At 29.2% G+C, this 20,272-nt stretch carries 20 protein-coding genes; 13 read left to right on the top strand and 7 right to left on the bottom strand.

Annotated features, from left to right (window positions below; all coding sequences use genetic code 11):
• The first annotated feature begins 141 nt into the window (after positions 1-141).
• Complete coding sequence (locus AAC008_RS09680) at positions 142-1,503, top strand: WG repeat-containing protein (protein WP_339889065.1); 1,362 nt, start codon at positions 142-144, stop codon at positions 1,501-1,503.
• Between the two features lie 133 nt (positions 1,504-1,636).
• Here AAC008_RS09680 and AAC008_RS09675 read toward each other — a convergent pair whose 3' ends face one another.
• Positions 1,637-2,029, bottom strand: a complete 393-nt coding sequence (locus AAC008_RS09675) for a glycine zipper family protein (protein WP_339889064.1) — start codon at positions 2,027-2,029, stop codon at positions 1,637-1,639.
• 182 nt (positions 2,030-2,211) lie between these two features.
• Positions 2,212-4,425: a M1 family metallopeptidase gene (locus tag AAC008_RS09670; protein ID WP_339889062.1), complete on the bottom strand. Its 2,214-nt coding sequence runs from the start codon at positions 4,423-4,425 to the stop codon at positions 2,212-2,214.
• Between the two features lie 96 nt (positions 4,426-4,521).
• Here AAC008_RS09670 and AAC008_RS09665 point away from each other — a divergent pair, with 96 nt between their 5' ends.
• Positions 4,522-5,085, top strand: coding sequence for a GNAT family N-acetyltransferase (locus AAC008_RS09665; RefSeq protein WP_339889060.1), 564 nt, complete (start codon positions 4,522-4,524; stop codon positions 5,083-5,085).
• Complete coding sequence (locus tag AAC008_RS09660) at positions 5,085-5,933, top strand: aldose 1-epimerase family protein (protein ID WP_339889058.1); 849 nt, start codon at positions 5,085-5,087, stop codon at positions 5,931-5,933. The genes AAC008_RS09665 and AAC008_RS09660 overlap by 1 nt, the downstream gene beginning before the upstream one ends.
• Before the next feature lie 41 nt (positions 5,934-5,974).
• Here AAC008_RS09660 and AAC008_RS09655 read toward each other — a convergent pair whose 3' ends face one another.
• From AAC008_RS09655 to AAC008_RS09640, 4 genes are all read right to left on the bottom strand, one after another.
• A complete protein-coding gene (locus tag AAC008_RS09655; RefSeq protein ID WP_339889056.1) occupies positions 5,975-6,151 on the bottom strand; it encodes a hypothetical protein in 177 nt (58 codons plus the stop codon).
• A gap of 245 nt (positions 6,152-6,396) precedes the next feature.
• The gene (locus AAC008_RS09650; protein WP_339889054.1) at positions 6,397-7,722 is read right to left on the bottom strand and encodes a hypothetical protein; all 1,326 of its coding nucleotides are present in this window, start codon (positions 7,720-7,722) and stop codon (positions 6,397-6,399) included.
• Positions 7,722-9,140, bottom strand: coding sequence for a choice-of-anchor B family protein (locus AAC008_RS09645; RefSeq protein ID WP_339889053.1), 1,419 nt, complete (start codon positions 9,138-9,140; stop codon positions 7,722-7,724). The genes AAC008_RS09650 and AAC008_RS09645 overlap by 1 nt, the downstream gene beginning before the upstream one ends.
• An 89-nt stretch (positions 9,141-9,229) precedes the next feature.
• Positions 9,230-9,826, bottom strand: coding sequence for an outer membrane beta-barrel protein (locus tag AAC008_RS09640; RefSeq protein ID WP_339889052.1), 597 nt, complete (start codon positions 9,824-9,826; stop codon positions 9,230-9,232).
• A 140-nt stretch (positions 9,827-9,966) separates the two neighbouring features.
• Here AAC008_RS09640 and smpB point away from each other — a divergent pair, with 140 nt between their 5' ends.
• Positions 9,967-10,419, top strand: a complete 453-nt coding sequence (gene smpB, locus AAC008_RS09635) for an SsrA-binding protein SmpB (RefSeq protein ID WP_339889051.1) — start codon at positions 9,967-9,969, stop codon at positions 10,417-10,419.
• A gap of 55 nt (positions 10,420-10,474) precedes the next feature.
• The gene (locus AAC008_RS09630) at positions 10,475-11,524 is read left to right on the top strand and encodes a Fic family protein (RefSeq protein ID WP_339889050.1); all 1,050 of its coding nucleotides are present in this window, start codon (positions 10,475-10,477) and stop codon (positions 11,522-11,524) included.
• Between the two features lie 34 nt (positions 11,525-11,558).
• Here AAC008_RS09630 and AAC008_RS09625 read toward each other — a convergent pair whose 3' ends face one another.
• Complete coding sequence (locus AAC008_RS09625; RefSeq protein ID WP_339889048.1) at positions 11,559-12,200, bottom strand: protein-L-isoaspartate(D-aspartate) O-methyltransferase; 642 nt, start codon at positions 12,198-12,200, stop codon at positions 11,559-11,561.
• A gap of 132 nt (positions 12,201-12,332) precedes the next feature.
• On the opposite strand from AAC008_RS09625, the gene AAC008_RS09620 reads away from it, so the two are divergent.
• From AAC008_RS09620 to AAC008_RS09585, 8 genes are all read left to right on the top strand, one after another.
• Complete coding sequence (locus AAC008_RS09620; protein ID WP_339889047.1) at positions 12,333-13,301, top strand: Gfo/Idh/MocA family oxidoreductase; 969 nt, start codon at positions 12,333-12,335, stop codon at positions 13,299-13,301.
• 55 nt (positions 13,302-13,356) lie between these two features.
• Positions 13,357-14,247 (top strand): 3-hydroxybutyryl-CoA dehydrogenase, encoded by an 891-nt coding sequence (locus tag AAC008_RS09615; protein WP_339889046.1) that lies wholly within the window; start codon positions 13,357-13,359, stop codon positions 14,245-14,247.
• 65 nt (positions 14,248-14,312) lie between these two features.
• Positions 14,313-15,530, top strand: a complete 1,218-nt coding sequence (locus AAC008_RS09610; RefSeq protein ID WP_339889045.1) for a DUF1015 domain-containing protein — start codon at positions 14,313-14,315, stop codon at positions 15,528-15,530.
• Between the two features lie 77 nt (positions 15,531-15,607).
• Positions 15,608-16,270: a YggS family pyridoxal phosphate-dependent enzyme gene (locus AAC008_RS09605; protein ID WP_339889044.1), complete on the top strand. Its 663-nt coding sequence runs from the start codon at positions 15,608-15,610 to the stop codon at positions 16,268-16,270.
• A 73-nt stretch (positions 16,271-16,343) separates the two neighbouring features.
• Positions 16,344-17,705, top strand: coding sequence for an exonuclease domain-containing protein (locus AAC008_RS09600; RefSeq protein WP_339889092.1), 1,362 nt, complete (start codon positions 16,344-16,346; stop codon positions 17,703-17,705).
• Positions 17,706-17,734: 29 nt separating this feature from the next.
• Positions 17,735-18,586 (top strand): ion transporter, encoded by an 852-nt coding sequence (locus AAC008_RS09595; protein ID WP_339889043.1) that lies wholly within the window; start codon positions 17,735-17,737, stop codon positions 18,584-18,586.
• Positions 18,579-19,520, top strand: coding sequence for a tRNA (adenosine(37)-N6)-dimethylallyltransferase MiaA (miaA, locus tag AAC008_RS09590; protein WP_339889042.1), 942 nt, complete (start codon positions 18,579-18,581; stop codon positions 19,518-19,520). The genes AAC008_RS09595 and miaA overlap by 8 nt, the downstream gene beginning before the upstream one ends.
• Complete coding sequence (locus AAC008_RS09585) at positions 19,504-20,241, top strand: acyl-ACP thioesterase domain-containing protein (protein ID WP_339889040.1); 738 nt, start codon at positions 19,504-19,506, stop codon at positions 20,239-20,241. Before miaA ends, AAC008_RS09585 begins: the two co-directional genes overlap by 17 nt.
• The last annotated feature ends 31 nt before the right edge of the window (positions 20,242-20,272 follow it).

Below are 20,272 nucleotides of genomic sequence, written 5' to 3'. Positions count from 1 at the left end.
CATCTGCGCTCCAAAAATAAAGAGATAAACTTATAAACAACATCACAAACCATATAAATTTATAATTTTATCTAATTTCTATTACCTGTGTTTCAAAATAAATCAATCTTTCCGTAAATTTGCTTTTTTTAAACTATTCTGATGTCAAAAACTATTACTTTTTTAATCCTTTTTATTAGTTTCAACTTATTTTCTCAAGAATATAACGTTCCTTATCGAAAAGGGAATCTTTGGGGTTTTGCTGATAAAAATGGTAAAATCAAAGTTGAACCTAAATATGATTCCATCAACCCAGAAATGAATAACTTTAGGTGGTTTGTATATCAAAATAATAAAATTGGTGTCATTGATGAAAATGGTGTTGAGAAGTTAAAACCAACTTACGATTCTATTTTTAGAAAACCCGTTCATAGCAGATATAACGAGTTTATTGTTTACAAAGACAATCGCTTAGGTTATTATGATATGGATGGAAATTTTTTACTTCCTATTCAATATAAATCAATAGATAAAGCTGAAAATGATAGTTTTAATGAATTAGAAATCAAGTTTTTTGTTCTGAAACACAATGAAACTAATTTTAAATTAATCACTACAACTGAAACTGAAATCCTAACAAATATTGATGATTATAAAGAAACAAACAATGGTTTTTACATCATAAAAAAGGATAATAAATTCGGAGTTTACAATACCATTAAAAACAAATGGAAAATAAATAACGAATATGATAGCATTAAGTATTTTGATTACAAAGATTTTCACGAACCCAAAGAACCTTATAAAAACATAAAATACTATGGCATAAAAGACAATGCTTATTTTTTATTTACGAGAGATTTTGAAATAATAAAAACAAATGTCAATAAGTTTGAAGACTTTTTTAATGTTCCAAATATGGAAGAATATGAAATTATGTCTTCTATAGAATCAACCGTAAGCTCGAGTACTTTTGAAACTAAATTAGTTACTGGTGAAGCTTTTGTTGAGAATAATGCTTATAAATCCAAAGATTTTTATAAAAATCGATTAAAAATTGAAATCATAAAATATAAAGGAAAATACAGTGCAATTACAAACAGTTTAAGTTTCGACAGTAGTAAATCTAAACAATTTGATGAAATCAAACTAATCAAAAAGACTTATAACGATTCTTATGATTGCACATTTGCTTTAGTAAAATCAAAAAAGAAATGGCAACTATTAGACTTAGTTAAGAATGAAGTAATTCCAGATATTGTATTTGATGATACAGAATTTCATAAAAAGTTTCAAAATATTTTAATCCTAAAAAGTAAATCTAAAATAGGAATGTACATAATGAGCGATGATTACAATAGAGAAGTAGCTGTTACTATTAATCCTAGTTATGACTATATATCTAGTTTTAAATATATGTATTCTTTAGATTATAATTACAATTCTTTTAAAGTCTGTTATTTCAATAAAAACGGAAAACTTTGTCCTGTAGGAACTAATGGCGTAAAATATTATGAAGATTAATTATTTATAAGTCAAACTACAATTTTTCATAAAATGGACTAAAATAAAACCCTTTCAGCTTGCACTGAAAGGGTTTTTAGTAAAATTACTTTTTGTTAAAAATAATCTTAACTAACCAATCTTAAATATATAATTATTCCTTTTTCTTACTATCTATTATAGCTCCCGTTCCGGCTCCAACTCCAGCTCCGGCTAAACCACCAATAATAGCACCTTCACCTTTTTTCTTACTTACAATTGCTCCTGTTACTGCACCTACTCCAGCTCCAATTACAGCTCCTTTTGCAGCTCCACTCCATTTCTTTTTAGCTGGTGTTGCAGCAGTTTGATTTACAATTACAACCTCTTTTTGTTGAGCTTGTTGTATAACCATAACATTGTTCATTGAGTCAATTACTCTTTGTTTTGCATATTCAATTTTCAATGAATCTATAGTGGCTTCTTTAGCAAAATCTGCATCTGACTTATCTGTATTTTTACACGATATAAAAGCCAATCCTACAAGCAATAAACTTATCTTTTTCATATTGTTATATTTAATTATTAATAACATTACAAACTTACAACCAGTAACTCAACAATGTTTTATATTATTATTGCAATTTGTTATATAATTACTCTAACATCTAATATAAAAAAGTGAACATCAGTACTGAACAAAAAAAGGACTTCTAATAAGAAGTCCTTTTTAATAAATATATTTTAAAACTAATCTCTTGTAAAATCAAAACTTTGACCTGCAACATTTAGATTAAAACTTTTCTTGTCATCAGAAAACTTAATTTCCATTCCTTGAGAAGCTTCAACAAATGTTCCATTTCCTTTGTCTTCTACTTCCATTTCCTCTCCATTTCCTCCAACAATTAATTTATCGCCATCCTCATAAATATTTACTTTAATAGGTATTTGTTTACTTGAATACTCTCCTACATAAGCAGCGTATTTACCCGGTTTTGGAGCTTCATATCCTTTTGATTTCCATACATTATTATCATCATTTGAATCTGGTAGAAGATTTTCTGGATCAATAGTTACTTTCTTAATCTCTTCTGTAGAATCATGACTAAATGACCAAGAAGTATTACGTTGCCAAACTTCAACCGGTAATTTTACAATCTCTTTTTTACCAGAAACCATTTCAATTTCTAAAGTAACTGGCATTGCCATTTTTTCAAAATTTTCAATTGAAATAATAGCACCATTTTTAGGGTTGTTTTTAACGTACTTTACCCCAGTTACACCTTGATCTAATCTCCAGTTGTTTATAATCCAACCTCTCCAGAACCAACCTAAGTCTTCTCCAGAAACATTTTCCATAGTTCTAAAGAAATCATCTGGTGTTGGGTGTTTATAAGCCCATCTTTCTACATAAGTTCTGAAAGCTGTATCAAAACGATCTTTTCCTAAAACTTCATTACGTAGTAAATCTAAAGCAGTGCCCGGTTTCATATAGGCTAAAAGTCCAAGATTACGCTCTTTTAAACCATCTGGAGCTGAATAAACAGGTTCTAATGAAGGACCTGTCATCATTTCTGCCATTCTATGCATATTAAATTTTCTATCTTTATATTCACCTGCATTAAAGTCTTCTGCACTTACTCCGTTGATAAAAGTATTAAAACCTTCATCCATCCAAGCAAATTGTCTTTCGTTAGAACCAACAATCATTGGAAACCAAGCGTGTCCAAATTCGTGATCTGTAACTCCCCATAAACTAGAACCTTTTGAAGTGTATTTACAAAATACAATCCCAGGATATTCCATTCCACCTTCATTACCTGCAACGTTTATAGCTGCTGGATAAGGATATTCGAACCATCTTTTTGAGTATCCTTCGATACTTGCTTTAGTATATTCTGTAGAACGACTCCATGCTTTTTGCCCTTCACTTTCAATTGGATAAGCCGAAATTGCCATTGCTTTTTTACCACTTGGCAAATTAATACGAGCTGCATCAATTATAAAAGCTGCTGAAGAAGCCCATGCAACATCACGAGAATTTGTCATTTTAAACTTCCATGTTTTGGTTCCGTTAGCAGATAATTTTGCTAAATCATCAGATGAACGAACCATAACTGTTGCCTCACTTTCTTTAGCTTTAGCCCAATTTGCTTGCTCTGAAGCACTCATAACTTGAGAAGCATTTGTAATATCACCAGAACAAACCACAAAATGATTTGAAGGAACTGTTATAGCTATTTCAAAATTCCCATATTCACAATAGAATTCTCCTGCTCCTAAATAAGGTTGTGTATTCCATCCTCTTACATCATCATAAACAGCAACTTTTGGATACCATTGAGCAATTGTATAAATTGTTCCGTTTTTAGTTGGTAAATATCCCATTCTATCAGAACCATATTCTGGAGAAACAAAAGAAAAATCCATACTAACTTTTGCTTTTCCACCGTTTGGTTTTAAAGAATTATTTAAGATAATTTTCATTCTTGTATCAGTAACTTCATATTTAACGGCTTTTCCGTCAACCATTACTTTAGCTACTTTTTGTCCACCATCAAACTCTTCTCCTTTAGCTCCATTTCTAGAACCACTAACAGGAACAACTGCGTTTCCACGAGAATCTTTAGCAAATAAGTTTTGATCTAAATACATCCAAATAAAATCCAATTGATCTGGACTATTATTAGTGTATGTCATTTCTACAGAACCATCTATTTGTTTAGCTGCTTCATTTAAGTTAGCCGTTAGCTTGTAATCAGCACTATTTTGCCAATATTTTGAACCCGGTTGTCCACTTGCAGAACGATATTCCGTACCGTTTTTAGTATAAAAATTAGGTGCAAATGCATCTACATAACTGTATTTGTTTTCTTTAGTTTCTTTTGCATCTTGCGCTTGAATACTAGAAAACCCAATACATAAAGCTACAACTGTAATAGCTTTTGAGAAAAAGTTTTTCATGGTAAAAGTTTTTTGTTTAGTTTATTAGTCAAATAAACGAATTTTTTGTTACAATATTACCATAATTTGTATATTCACACCTTAAAATATTTGTTAATGCTTACTTTAAACTTTACACCTTTTCCAATTCTTGAATCTGAACGATTACGCTATAGAAAATTAAATAATGAAGATGCTAAAGAAGTTTTTGAATTAAGAAGTAATCCAGAAACCATGAAATACATCCCAAGACCATTAGTAACTAATATAGATGAAGCTTTATCACATATAAAACTCATTAATGATAAAGTTGATGCAAACACAGATATCAATTGGGCAGTTACAGAAAAAGACAACGACAAATGCATTGGAATTATGGGCTTCTTTAGAACACAACCCGAAAATTACAGAACAGAATTAGGTTACATGATTTTACCGGAACATCATAACAAAGGATATGTTACGGAAGCTGTAAAAACCATCCTAAATTATGCTTTTAATGAACTTAATTTTAACTCCATTGAAGCTAGAATTGACCCCAATAATTTAGCTTCTGAAAAGGTATTACATAAAAATGGTTTCGTTAAAGAAGGACACTTAATTGAGAACTTCTTTTATAACGACCAATTTCTCGATAGTGTTATTTATTCCTTATTAAAACGAAATTTTAAGAAACCATAATGATAATTACGATTAAAGATACTAACCATAGTGCATCAATTAATAATAAAGGTGCTGAGCTATTTGAATTTACAAAAGACAAAACCAATTATATTTGGACCATAGATGAACAGTTTTGGAATAAGACTTCTCCGATTCTTTTTCCAATTGTTGGTCGATTAAAAAATGATTCTTATACTTTAAATGAAAAAGTATATAAACTTCCAAGACATGGTTTTGCAAGAGATTGTGATTTTGAAGTAATTCATCAAAAAGAAAATGAAGTCGTTTTTTCATTAAGAGAAAGTCAGGAAACTTTAAAAATGTATCCTTTTGAATTTGAATTACAAATTAAATATACTTTAGAAAATAACAAACTCACTATTTCATATAAAGTTATAAATCATTCCGAGAACTCAATGCCTTTTAACATTGGTGCTCATCCTGCATTTGCTATGAATGGTAATTTTGAAGATTATAGTTTGCAATTCAATAAAAATGAGGAGTTTGAAACACATCATTTAGAAAATGAATTGTTTAATGCTAAAACTGATTTGGTTGAGAGCGATAAAGGAAAAATTCCTCTAACCTATTCCCTTTTCGAAAAAGATGCTTTGGTTTTTAAACATTTAAAATCAAATGAACTATCTATTTTAAAAGAAAACAATCCATATTTGAAGATTAATTATGAAGGCTTTCCTTTTTTAGGAATTTGGACAAAACAAAATGCTCCTTTTTTATGTGTTGAACCCTGGTATGGTCACGCTGACGAAAAGACATCTAATGGAAATTTTCATGATAAAAAAGCTATTCAAGTTTTAAATTCAAAAGCGAGTTTTATAGCATGTTTTAAAATTATCATTTTTTAAGAAAGATATTGTAATAAAAAATATATTAATATTTAACAACCCTATTCATCCTCACTTTTGTCAGGCATTATATAGGCTCCATTACTTATCATTTGGTTTTTAAATTGAATAGTATCTAATTTTTCATTACTTACAATTACTTGTTTATTGTAAGAACACGATTTTAAAATTAGTACTAAAAACAACACTAAAAACAATAAAGTAAATATATTTTTCATTATTAACTTTGGTTAATTATTTCAACTAAACTATTAAGAAAAATGTTATAATTCTTACTATTTTTAAATTAATCGATAAAAGTTGTTTTTTAATCGACAAGAAACCCATTCAAATTCAATTATCTGAATGGGTTTGTATATTAATGATAAATAAATTGTTATTAAACTGCTAATAAAGCATTTATTCTAGTTGAAAGTCAAAATATTTTTTATGTATAAAAAAACACAAAATAGAGATTACTTTATTAATGAACTTTGATTATTAACAAATCACTAAATCCTTTATTTTGAGGAATATCTAAATTATTACTTTGGGTTTGACCAACTATTACATAGCCTTTGTCTTTTAACTCTATGGCATCATATCCAAAATCAAAATTTGTGCCTCCAAAAGTTTTTTGCCACAACATTTTTCCGTTTGGACTAATTGTAAATGCCCAAAAATCATTTTCTCCCTTATTTTCTGTAATGTCTCCATCCACACTTCTAGTATGTCCTGAAATTAAGAAATTACCATTTGAAATCATTCGAATAGAATTTGAAGTATCAAACCCTGTACCTCCAAATGATTTATTCCATAATAATCTTCCATAATCATCAATACTTATTATCCAAACATCATTAGCTCCTTTGTTTGAAGAAATATCACCATCCAAACTGTTAGACGTTCCTGTAATCAAATACGTATTATTTATATTTTTTACAATTCCATAGGCTTGGTCTAATTCTGACCCTCCATAAGATTTTTTCCAAACTAATTCTCCAACTGAATTCACTTTAACAGCCCAATAATCATAGCTTCCATGATTATCATTAGCGTCAAAATCACTACTCTCAGAATATCCAACCATTACAAATCCTCCATCATTTGCTTCAACTACATCAAAAACTCTATCATTTTGTGTTCCTCCAAAATACTTATCCCAAAGTTTATTCCCATTTGCATCTAATTTTTGTCCATAAAATTCTCCAACACCATGTAAAACCCCTTTACTATTATTATTTTTTCCAATTCCTGCATAATCAACATAACCAACAACAAAATATCCACCATCTGAAGTATTAATTATTTTGTGTGCGTGATCATGACTCATAAATCCATGACTTTTTGCCCAAATAAGATTACCTTGAGAATCAGTTTTAAATATAAAAAAATCGTGCATTCCTAAATTACTCGGAACTTCTCCATCACTACTTTTACTATATCCTGCAACTACTAAAGTTCCATCAGTATTTTCAATTACGCTATAACCTAAGTCATCTTCAGAACCACCATATGTTTTACTCCAAAGTAAATTTCCATCTGCATCATATTTAGACAACCAAATATCTTCCAGTGCATATTTTTTATCTGTTATATCTCCGTCATTACTTTTAGTGCTTCCAATTACTATGAACCCTCCATCTTGAGTTGCTATTGTTCCATGAATTTCTTCAATATCTGAACCTCCAAAAGATTTAGACCATATTTTTTGTCCATTAAAATCGTTTGCTTCTTTATACACATTGTCATCTTCATTATTACAAGACGCAAAAAATAGTATTGATATTAATAAAAATATTTTTTTCATTATTCAATAATTAATTTTTTAGAAATTGTTTTATTTACAACCACCATGTATAGTCCTGTAGTGAATTCTGATGTATTAATTTCAAAATCATTTGAATTTATATTTTTATATGATTTGATATTTTGACCAATCGTATTAAAAACCTCAACCGAAGTAATTATTTCATTAGAAGTAATTGTTGTTAAATATTTTGAAGGATTTGGATGCATACTAAATGATTGTTTTTCGAAATTTTCATTTGATAAAGCAGCACTTTTTCTAACTACAAACAAACCTCTTTCAATATCACTTATAATAATATTTCCGCTTGCAAAATAAGGATAAACACTCCAAGCTCCATTAAATGAATTTGAATTACTTGTTGGATATGTGTCAAAAAAACCAATCTCATTCATTGTTCCAGCGTTTATTGATGAAATATCTAATAAACGTAAACCTGCTCTATAATTTGCTAAATAGAAATCGTTTCCTTTTGTATAACCATTATGATCTATAGCTGGTGTTACTCCAAAATAATTAGACTTTAAAACAGGTGCGTCTAAATCTGTCATGTCTATTATTAGCGTTTTTGTATTGAATCCAAAATTAGATTCATCTAACTCATCACCTGCTAAAAAATATTTATGATCATCTGTTAACCAACCTTGATGAGTATATGAAGTATTTGAATATGAAAAAGTGGATAATAATATTGGTGTAGCTTTATTTGTCACATCCACTACTACAACTTTATCTTCGTTTGCACCAAAAAATATTTCTTTCCCAACATGCTGTGTATCAGGGCCATTATATATCACAATATGTGCATCATGACTATAATCTTGTGCACTATAACCTCCGGCTGCTACAGGCATGACTGGATTTTGAATATTTACAAAATGTGGTCCACCAGAAAAAGTAGTCGATCCAATAGCATAAGCATAACCAGTTGCCTCATTAATAGCTATATTATGACATTTTCCAAAACCAGTATAATGGGCATCTGAAGTAAATGTTTGAGGTGAAGTAACATTTCTTAATCTAGTTAAATCAAAAACTTGCATTCCATGATTAGAAGCTTCACTAACAATAAAGGCATGATTATTATAAACTTTTATATCTCTCCAAGTACTATTTGAAGTAGCTGTAGGCAATTTTCCCAAATAAATTGGAGAAATTGGATTTGTAATATTTACAAAAGCAGTATGACTCGTTAACCCAATTATTGCATATTCATTATTATTTAATGGATCAGTCCAGCCCCATATATCATTGAACTCAGCATTTAACAAACCACCAAGTTGGGTTTTTGTCATATTAGACATTAAATCAATATTATTACAAGGATAAATCCCTGCCATACCAGAAGAACATGGAGTTTGTGCAAATACAATTGCTGAATAGATAAAAATTAAATTAAATAAATATTTCCTTTTCATTATATTATTTTTTTGACAAATATAACAATTATATATAATAAAAAAAGGACGCAAATTTGCGTCCTTTTAAATGTAAAATATTTTTTTGTTTAGAATAAAAATTTAACACCAACTTGTAAGTTACCAAAAGTTCTATCTGCTACAGAATTCATTGGATTTGCATTAAAGTTAAATTCAGTTGTTTTGTCTCCTACATCTGGAGTAGTTGTTGTAGAATTTACATTTAATATAGTAAACGAAGTTTCAACTGTTAACCATTTATTTACAATGTAGTCAAAGCCAGGTGAGACTTCTAATCCAAAAGAAGACATTTTATCATCTGAAATTTTGTCTTTTCCAAACATAACTGGTAAAGCAGCTTGACCATAAAAATAAAGATTTCCACTTACATTCCAATATTTTCTAACTAATGGCTTAACAACAAAAGTATTACTTTCAGCTGTTGTTAAAGATCCTATTTCAGATTTGTTAGAAATACTTCCAACTCCTAAACCAAGAGAAACAGAAGGACTTGTAAAATATCCTACAATAGGTAAAATCATGTTAGAAGTTGATTTAACGTCTCCTGTTTTTTCAGAACCAAAAGATACTTGTCCTGCAACCCACAAAGTTCCTTGTAAACCCTCTTGAGCAAATGAAGAAAGACTAAATAATGATACTACTGCAATTAAAATTAATTTTTTCATTTTGTTTTTGTTTTAAAATTATAGTACAAATTTATCAACAACAAAACGTGCATTAAATGATAAAAATCATTGTTTAAAAAATATTTTAAAGATTAAAAAAATATTGCATTTTTAATGTTTTACCTTACATTTGCAGTCTTATGCTGAAAACGATTAATATATTTAACAAAAGAGCTAGATTTGACTATGAAATATTAGACAAATATAATGCTGGTATTGTATTAACTGGTACAGAAATTAAATCTATTCGTTTAGGAAAAGCTTCTATTGCCGAAAGCTTTTGCGAGTTTCATAATAACGAACTTTTCATAATAAATTCACATATTGAAGAATACCAATATGGAACACATTACAACCACAAATCTAAAAGTGAACGTAAATTACTTTTAAACAGAAAAGAATTAAAGAAGTTAGAAAAAGATAGTCAAAATAAGGGCTTAACGATTGTTCCTTTAAAACTTTACACTAACGAAAAAGGTTTAGCTAAACTTGAAATTGCTTTAGCTAAAGGAAAGAAAAACTACGATAAACGTGAGTCATTAAAAGAAAATGATACCAAAAGAGATATTGATCGAATAAAAAAATCATTTTAGGTTTTTTTTATTTAAATTTATGACTAAATTTGTCAAGAATTTAAATGTCATTATCATGAATGTTTTATTAAAAAATGCTAGAGAGCAAAAAAATCTAAAAACTCGTGAGTTAGCGCAACTAATTGGTATAGATCAAGCATTGATAAGTAAATTTGAAAATGGATCAAGAAAACCAACTAAAGAGCAAGTAAAAAAATTATCCGAAGTTTTAGAAATTGATTATGAAATTTTAATCATAGAATGGATTAAAGCAAGAATTTTATATGAAATTAAAGATGAAGAATTTGGTTTAAAAGCTTTACAATTAGCCGAAGAAGAAGCAATTTATAATGCAGCCTTTAAAAGAAAACCTCTTTCAAAGAATTTGCAAGCTATTTTAGTTGATATAGATTTATTAAAAAAAGATTTAGATAATTTTAGACAGTTTGATAGTTTTAGAATTGCTCAAGCTTTAGAGTTAGAGTACACTTTTGAAAGCAATAAAATTGAAGGAAACACCTTAACTTTAAGAGAAACTGATCTAGTAGTTAATGAAGGTTTGACAGTTTCAGGCAAAAGTATGCGAGAGCATCTTGAAGCTATAAATCATCAAGAAGCAATTTCTTATATTAAACAATTATTAGATCGTAATTTTTCATTAAACGAAAGAGAATTGCTGTCTATTCATAATCTTATTCTTCGTGGAATTATTCCAGAAGATGCAGGAAAATATAGAAAAGTTCAAGTAATGATAAAAGGAAGTGAACATATGCCACCACAACCTTTTTTAGTTGCAAAAGCTATGGAAGATTATTTTATTTGGTTTTTAGAAAATAAAAATAAAATGCATCCAATAATCCTAGCAGCAGAAATGCACGAAAGATTAGTCACTATTCATCCTTTCATAGATGGAAATGGAAGAACTTCTCGTTTGGTTATGAATTTAATTCTTCTACAACACGGTTATGTAATTGCTAATATCAAAGGTGATTATGATACAAGAATGAAATATTATAAATCTTTAGAAATTGCGCAAACTTCAAACAATAAAGAAGATTTCTTATTGTTTATTGCACAAACCGAAAAAGAAAGTTTAGAAAGATATGTTTCAATAATCAAGCAATAATATTAAGCGAATTCAAGAAAAAAGGATTCGCTTTTTAATTTTTATCTTCTAAAAGTGGCACAAATCTAAATTCACCAAATTCATGCTTTTCAAATTGGGTTTCGCTTTTACGAATTAACATCGTCATAATTTGATGTTCTTCGCCCAAAGGAATAACCAACTTACCTCCTATTTTCAATTGAGCCATCAAAGGTTGTGGAATAAAAGGTGCTCCAGCCGTTACAATTATACTGTCAAAAGGGGCAAATTCTGGCAAACCCTTATAACCATCTCCAAAAATTACTTTTTTAGGTCTAATGCCTAATTTTGGTAATAAAAGAGATGTCTTTTTGAATAATTCATTTTGCCTTTCAATAGTGTAAACTTTTGCTCCCATTGTGCATAAAACAGCCGTTTGATAACCACTTCCTGTACCTATTTCAAGAATAGTATCATCCTTTTTTACCTCTAAAAGTTGACTTTGAAAAGCTACTGTATAAGGTTGTGAAATCGTTTGATCAGCTGCAATTGGAAATGCTTTATCTTGATAAGCAAAATCTTCAAAACTAGAATTCAAAAACAAGTGTCTTGGAATAATTTTTATAGCTTCTAAAACATTTTTATCAGTAATTCCTTTTCCTTCAAGTAATTTAGCTAATTGGTTTCGAAGACCTTGATGTTTGGCTGTGTTTTTCAATTTGGGATATAAATTTGAATGGTAAAAATACCTTTAAAAAATTAATTTTCAAATTGAAATTTACGAAACTTTTAAACCTATAAATTTTTAAACTCTAAACTAAAATAGTACTTTTGATAAAATTTAATTTTTATGATAAAAGTCGGAGTTTTAGGTGCTGGTCATCTTGGAAAAATACATTTACGATTATTACAACAATCTGAAAAATATGAATTAGTTGGTTTCTACGATGATAATCTAGAAAACGGAAAAAAAGTAGCAGCCGAATTTGGCTACAAACAATTTGACACAATTGCTAGATTAATTCACGCAGTTGATGTTGTAGATATCGTAACTCCTACTCTTTCGCATTATAAATGTGCCAAAGTTGCCATCAAATCTGGTAAACACGTCTTTATAGAAAAACCAATTTCAACAACTGTTGAAGAAGCAGAAGAAATCATTGCTTTAGCAAAAGAATTTAATATAAAAGGTCAAGTTGGACACGTGGAACGATTTAATCCTGCGTTCATTGCGGTTAAAGATCAAATTGAAAGTCCAATGTTTATTGAAACACATCGTTTAGCCGAATTTAATCCAAGAGGAACAGATGTTCCTGTGGTTTTAGATTTAATGATTCACGATATTGATGCTATTTTGAGTGTTGTAAAATCAAAAGTAAAAGCAGTTCATGCAAGTGGTGTTTCTGTTTTGAGTCAATCACCAGATATTGCCAATGCTCGTGTTGAATTTGAAAATGGTTGTGTTGCCAACATTACTTCAAGTAGAATTTCGATGAAGAATATGCGTAAATCTCGTTTCTTTCAAAAAGACGCTTATATATCAGTAGATTATTTAGAGAAAGTATGTGAAGTTGTAAAAATGAAAGAAGCTCCAGAAGTTCCTGGTGATTTTGACATGATTTTACAAAATGCAGAAGGAGAGAAAAAACAAATCTATTTTGATAATCCAGAAGTTTCTCCAAACAATGCCATTTTAGACGAATTAGAATCTTTTGCAGATGCTATCAATAACAACACAACTCCAACTGTAACATTAACAGATGGAACTGAAGCTTTGCGTGTTGCCTATATGATTATTGATTCGATGAACGAAAAATAATCAGTTTTAGAAAACTATCTGAAACAAATAAAACTAAAAAAACAAAATTTATACAATGAAACAAATAGCCGTAATAGGAGCTGGAACAATGGGTAACGGAATTGCTCACACTTTTGCTCAATCAGGATTTACTGTAAAATTAATCGATATATCTGAAAAATCATTAGAAAAAGGAATGGCAACTATTGCTAATAACTTAGACAGAATGGTTTCTAAAGGAACAATATCTGAAGACGATAAACACAAAACTATTTCAAACATCATTACTTACACAGACATTAAAGATGGTGTTGTTGGTTGTGATTTAGTGGTGGAAGCTGCAACAGAAAATGTTGGATTAAAAATGAAAATTTTTAAAGAATTAAGCGATACTTGTGATCATAATGTGATTTTAGCATCAAACACTTCTTCAATTTCTATTACGCAAATTGCTGCACAAGTTGTTCATCCAGAACGCGTTATTGGAATGCATTTTATGAATCCAGTGCCGATTATGAAATTAGTTGAAATCATTCGTGGTTATTCAACTTCAAACGAGGTGACTAAAATCATCATGGATTTATCAACAAAATTAGGAAAAACTCCAACAGAAGTTAACGATTATCCCGGTTTTGTGGCAAACAGAATATTAATGCCTATGATTAACGAAGCCATCGAAACTTTATACAACGGTGTTGCAGGTGTTGAAGAAATTGATACAGTTATGAAATTAGGAATGGCTCATCCAATGGGACCTTTACAATTAGCTGATTTTATTGGATTAGACGTTTGCCTTTCCATACTTAACGTGATGTATGATGGTTTCAAAAACCCAAAATATGCTCCTTGTCCTCTATTAGTAAATATGGTAATGGCTGGAAAATTAGGTGCAAAATCTGGTGAAGGTTTCTATGACTATTCAGAAAGTAGAAAAGCAGAGAAAGTTTCAAAACAGTTTAGTAAATAAAGTAATTAGTGATTAGTAATTAGTGAATAGCTAGTTATGAATCACTAATTACTAATCACTCAAAAATGAGCAAAATAATTCCTTTTAAAGCCGTTCGTCCTGCAACTGATAAAGTTGGATTGGTTTCGTGTAGAAATTACGATGATTATAGTGCTACTGAGCTTGCTGCTTGGTTAAACTTTAATCCGTATTCATTTTTACATGTCATAAATCCTGCTTTTGCTAATGTACAAAAAATCAGTTTGGATAAACGTTTTAAAGGTGTTGCTCTAAAATATCAAGATTTTAAAAACGAACATATTTTTGAACAAGAAGAAAATCCTGTTTTTTATGTGTACGAAATCGAATCTAAAAAGCAAAAATTCACTGGAATAATTGCAGGAACTTCTGTAGAAGATTATCAAAATAATGTCATTAAAAAACATGAAGACACCTTACAATATCGTGTGGAAATGTTTAAAGATTATTTGCATCAAACGCAATTCAACACTGAACCCGTTTTAATAACTTATCCAGACAGCGTTGAATTAAATACTTGGATTTTACTTAAAAAACAAAGTGAACCTTTATATCGTTTTTCAACCACAAATAAAGAAAAACATACCCTTTGGAAAATTGACACTAATAGTGATATCAATTGGTTGACTTCTCATTTTGAAGCAATTCCAAACTTATATATTGCCGATGGACATCATCGTTCGGCTTCAGCAGAATTACTTTATCAAGAAGACAAGCATTTAAAAAATGAAAATTTGAGATCTTTTATGAGTTTTTTAATTCCTGAAAGTAATGTCAAAATTTATGAGTATAATCGAATTATTCGCGATTTGAATGGTTTTTCGAAAGAAGAATTTTTAATGAAATTAGAAGAAAATTTCATCATAAAAAATAAAGAACAAGAATTGTGGAAACCAGAAGATAAGTTTGAATTTGGAATGTATTTAGATGGAAATTTCTATGCTTTATTTTATAAGAAAAGTAACGATGAAACCAGTATTTTAGAAAATTTAGACGCTCAAGTTTTGTATGACAAAGTACTTAATCCAATATTAGGAATTGAAGATTTAAGAAATGATGAAAGAATTGATTATATTTCTGGAAAACAATCTATTACAGCTATAAAACAAGTCGTGGATGAAGGTGAATATGAAGTTGGATTTATGTTATTTCCATCAAATATTAATGAAATTAAAGCCTTTGCTGATAACAATTTAATTATGCCTCCAAAAAGCACGTATATTGAACCAAAATTTAGAAGTGGTTTGATTGTTTATGAGCTTTAGATTGAAGATTGTTGATTAACGATTTTTGATTGCAGAAGTTTTAAAACTGAAAACTGAACACTGAACACTTTTACAAAATGCAAATAGCAAACAACCTTCAAACCATAAAGTCTCAATTACCTTCAAACGTAACACTTGTTGCTGTTTCTAAAACAAAACCAGTTGCCGATTTGATGGAAGCTTATGAAGCTGGTCAACGTATTTTTGGGGAAAACAAAATCCAAGAAATGACCGAAAAATGGGAAGAAATGCCCAAAGATATTCAATGGCACATGATTGGTCACGTTCAAACTAACAAAGTGAAATACATGGCCGAATACGTTACTTTAGTTCATGGAGTTGATAGTTTAAAATTGCTAAAAGAAATCAACAAACAAGCTAAAAAGCACAATAGAGTTGTTGATGTTTTATTGCAAATGCATATTGCTGAAGAAGAAACAAAGTTCGGTTTAGATGATGATGAATTGGATGAGATTCTGAATCAAGTTCAAAATGACAAATTTCAAAACATCAAAATTATAGGTTTAATGGGAATGGCCACTTTCACAGAAAATCAAAACCAAATCAAAAAAGAATTTCTTCATTTAAAATCAATTTTTGATAAACTAAATACTGAAAATTTACAACTGAACACACTCTCAATGGGAATGTCTGGTGATTATAAATTAGCTATAAATTGTGGAAGTACAATGGTTAGAATTGGAAGTAGTATTTTTGGTGGAAGAAATTATGCAAAATAAATTAGTTAAAAGATAGCAAAAATACTTTCCAACTTTGTAACTTTGTTTCTTTACAACCCTAAAGAAAAAGAAAATTTACGCAATCCTCGACATAGAAACTACTGGTGGACAATTTAATGAAGAAGGAATTACCGAAATTGCTATTTATAAATACAATGGACATGAAGTAGTTGATCAATTCATAAGTCTTGTTAACCCAGAAAAACCGATTCAACCTTTTGTGGTAAAATTGACTGGAATTAACAATGCTATGTTACGTTCTGCTCCAAAATTTCACGAAGTGGCCAAAAGAATTATAGAAATTACTGAAGGTTGCATTGTTGTAGCTCACAATTCATCATTTGATTATAGAATTTTAAGAACAGAATATGATCGTTTAGGTTATAAATTTATTCGTCCTACAATTTGTACGGTTGAATTATCTAAGAAATTAATTCCAGAACAAGCTTCATATAGTTTAGGAAAATTAGTCCGTTCCCTTGGAATTCCTGTTACTGATAGACATCGTGCTAGTGGTGATGCATTGGCAACAGTGAAATTATTTAAACTTTTACTTTCAAAAGATTCCACAAAAGAAATCGTAAAAAGCTATATCAAAACAGAAGTTAAACCAGGAATGGCTCCCAAACTTTTAGATATAGTAGAAAGTTTACCTAGTAAAGTTGGAATCTACTATATTCACAACGAAAATGGTGATTTAATTTATATTGGAAAAAGTAAAAATATTAAAAACAGAATCAACCAACACTTTACTTCAAAAGTTTCAAAATCAATAAAAATACAGAAACAGGTTTATGCTGTAACTTATGAAGAAACAGGTTCAGAATTAATTGCACTTTTAAAAGAAAGCGAAGAAATTAAAATCAACAAACCCATCTACAATAGAGCTCAACGTAAGACTTTATTCAATTTTGCATTATATTCAGAAAAAAACAAAGATGGTTATATTGCTTTAAAAGTAGCCAAAACAGATGGCCGAAAAAAAGAAATAACCTCATTTACATCACTTCAAGAAGGTAAAAATGCTTTATTTAGAATTACAGAAAAATACAATTTATGTCAAAAAGTAAATGGCATTTATGATACTAAAAAAAGTTGCTTTCAATATGATATTAATCAATGCTTTGGGGCTTGTATTGGTAAAGAAAACCCAGAAGAGTACAACAAAAGAGTTCACGATTTTATTCAAAATAATTCGTTCGAAAACAATAACATGGTTCTTATTGACAAAGGTAGAACTAATGGTGAGAGAAGTGCAATTCTTATAGAAAATGGAATTTATAAAGGCTATTGTTTTTATGATTTGAATTACCAAATCACGAATATCGAAATTCTTAAAAATCTTATTATTCCAATGCAAAACAATAGAGATACAATTTCGATAATAAAATCATATATTCGAAAAACTAAACACTTAAAAGTAGTGAAGTTTTAATTGATTATCTTTGTATATATTTAATTAAAATGGTGAGAAAAAAATCTCTTTTTGAAAAATTAAGACAAAAGGCTTTTATTATAATTTACGGAACTAATACAGTTTCTGGAAGACTCTTTGATTTAATTCTTTTAGGCGTTATTGTATTAAGTGTAATACTGGTAATGTTAGAAACTGTTCAAGGTTTTGACACTAAATATCATAAAGAAGTTGTGTTCTTAGAATGGGTTATTACTATTTTCTTTACAGTTGAATATATTTTAAGAATTATTACTACAAAAAAACCATTAAGATATATATTTAGTTTTTATGGAATAATTGATTTAGTAGCTGTTTTACCAATGTATATGTCCCTTTTTGTAGTAGGTTCAAGTGTACTTTCTATAGTTAGAGCATTTCGTTTGTTGCGTTTATTTAAAATTCTTAATCACCCACAATTTACAGGACAATCTTTACATTTAAAAGAAGCCATGATTGCCAGTAGAGGTAAAATTGTAGTATTTATATATTTCGTACTTATTAGTGCTGTTTTTATTGGCTCTTTAATGTATGTGGTTGAAGGTCCAGAAAGTGGATTTACAAGCATTCCAATAAGTATTTATTGGACTATTGTAACTTTAACTACTGTTGGTTATGGTGATATTTCTCCAATAACACCTTTAGGACAATTTATTGCTTCATTTGTAATGATATTAGGTTACGGAATTATTGCTGTTCCAACTGGAATTGTTTCTGCTGAATACACAATGACTAAAAAAATTCGTAGTGGTACAATTACTCCAAATAAAACAGATAAATCTTGTTCAGTTTGTGGTAAAAACGATCAAAGAAAAAATGCTTCTTATTGCTACAATTGCGGAAATGAATTAAATAATGACTAATAACTATCTAATTATAATTGTTGGACCAACAGCCATTGGAAAAACAGCTTTAAGTATAAAATTAGCTCAACATTTTGGTTGTGAAATAATTTCGTGTGACAGTCGTCAGTTTTTTAAGGAAATGAAAATTGGTACTGCTGTTCCAAATGACGAAGAATTAGAAGCTGCAACTCATCATTTTATTCAAAATAAATCAATTTTTGAAAATTATACTGTTGGTGATTTTGAAAAAGAAGCGATTGCTAAATTAGACGAATTATTTCAAGAAAATAATGTTCAAATTGTTGTTGGTGGTTCTGGTTTATATGTGAATGCTATTTTACAAGGTTTTGATGATTTTCCTGATGTTTCGATTGAGATTAGAGAAAACGTCAGAAATCAATATGAAGAAAAAGGATTAGAATTTCTTCAAGAAAAATTACAAGAATTAGATAGTAACTACTACGCTACTCTTTTAAATGAAAACCCTCAAACCTTACAAAACCCTCAACGAATGATGCGTTTTGTAGAAGTTTGCATGGCTTCCAACTTGCCTTATTCTTCGTTCTTAAATCAGAAAAAAAATCTGCGTAATTTTATTCCAATTGTCATTGGATTAGAAGCAGTAAGAGAAATCATGTACAACAGAATCAACCAAAGGGTTGGTATTATGATGAATGAAGGTTTACTCGAAGAAGCAAAAAGTGTTTATCCAAGCAAAGAATTAAATGCTTTACAAACCGTAGGTTATAGAGAATTATTTGATTATTTCGATAAAAAAACTACTTTAGAAGTTGCAATCGAACAAATAAAAATGAATACCAGAAGATTTGCCAAACGTCAATTGACTTGGTTTAAACGTAATGAAAACACCATTTGGTTTGATTTCCAAACGGAAACTTCAAAAATAATAAATACAATTTCAGAAAAAATAAAAAATGCCAATAAGTCCTAATTTTACATCAATTTACGAACAAGAATTCGAATTATCTTTTTTAAACTGTTATCCAAATGGTTTATTAAAATATACGGATTTGTGCAATTTTATTCAAATTGTAGCAGGTAATCATGCTGATTTAGGTGGAATTAGTTATTCTGACATGCAAACAAAAAACCAAGCATGGGTTGTTAGTAGAATGCGTTTAGAAATAGCAAAATTACCAAAATGGAGAGATAAAGTTGTTGTAAAAACTTGGATAAAAACTTTAGAGAATTCACGTTCCATTCGTTGTTTAGAATTTTATTTAAATGATGAAAAAATAATAGGTTGCGAAACTTTTTGGGTTGTAATTAATACCAAAACCAGAAAACCTGATATTTTAGTTCTAGAACATAATCATTTTGAAAAATTTGAAATTAATGCTACAGAAAAAAATACTGATAAAATCAAAATTGGTTCAGACTTAAACCTTGTAGGAAATAAGAAAGTTCTTTTCTCAGATTTAGATGTCGTGAATCATGCCAATAATGTAAAATATTTAGAATGGTGTTTGGATTACGAAAATCCAAAAAATCTATTATTAAGTAAAGTCAAAGCCTTTGACATGAACTTTATGCGTGAACTCAATTTAAATGATGAAGCTATAATTAGCAAAACATCTACTGAAGACGAAAGTATTTTTACTATTTCAAAAGAAGATAAAATAGCTTATGCTTTGAAAGTTGAGTGGAAATAAAAAAAGCCCTAATTTCTTAGAGCTTTTTATA

Source organism: uncultured Flavobacterium sp., from assembly GCF_963975515.1.
Lineage (GTDB): Bacteria > Bacteroidota > Bacteroidia > Flavobacteriales > Flavobacteriaceae > Flavobacterium.
Note: the sequence above shows the minus strand (reverse complement) of the source record. Positions and strands in the feature narration are given on the sequence as shown.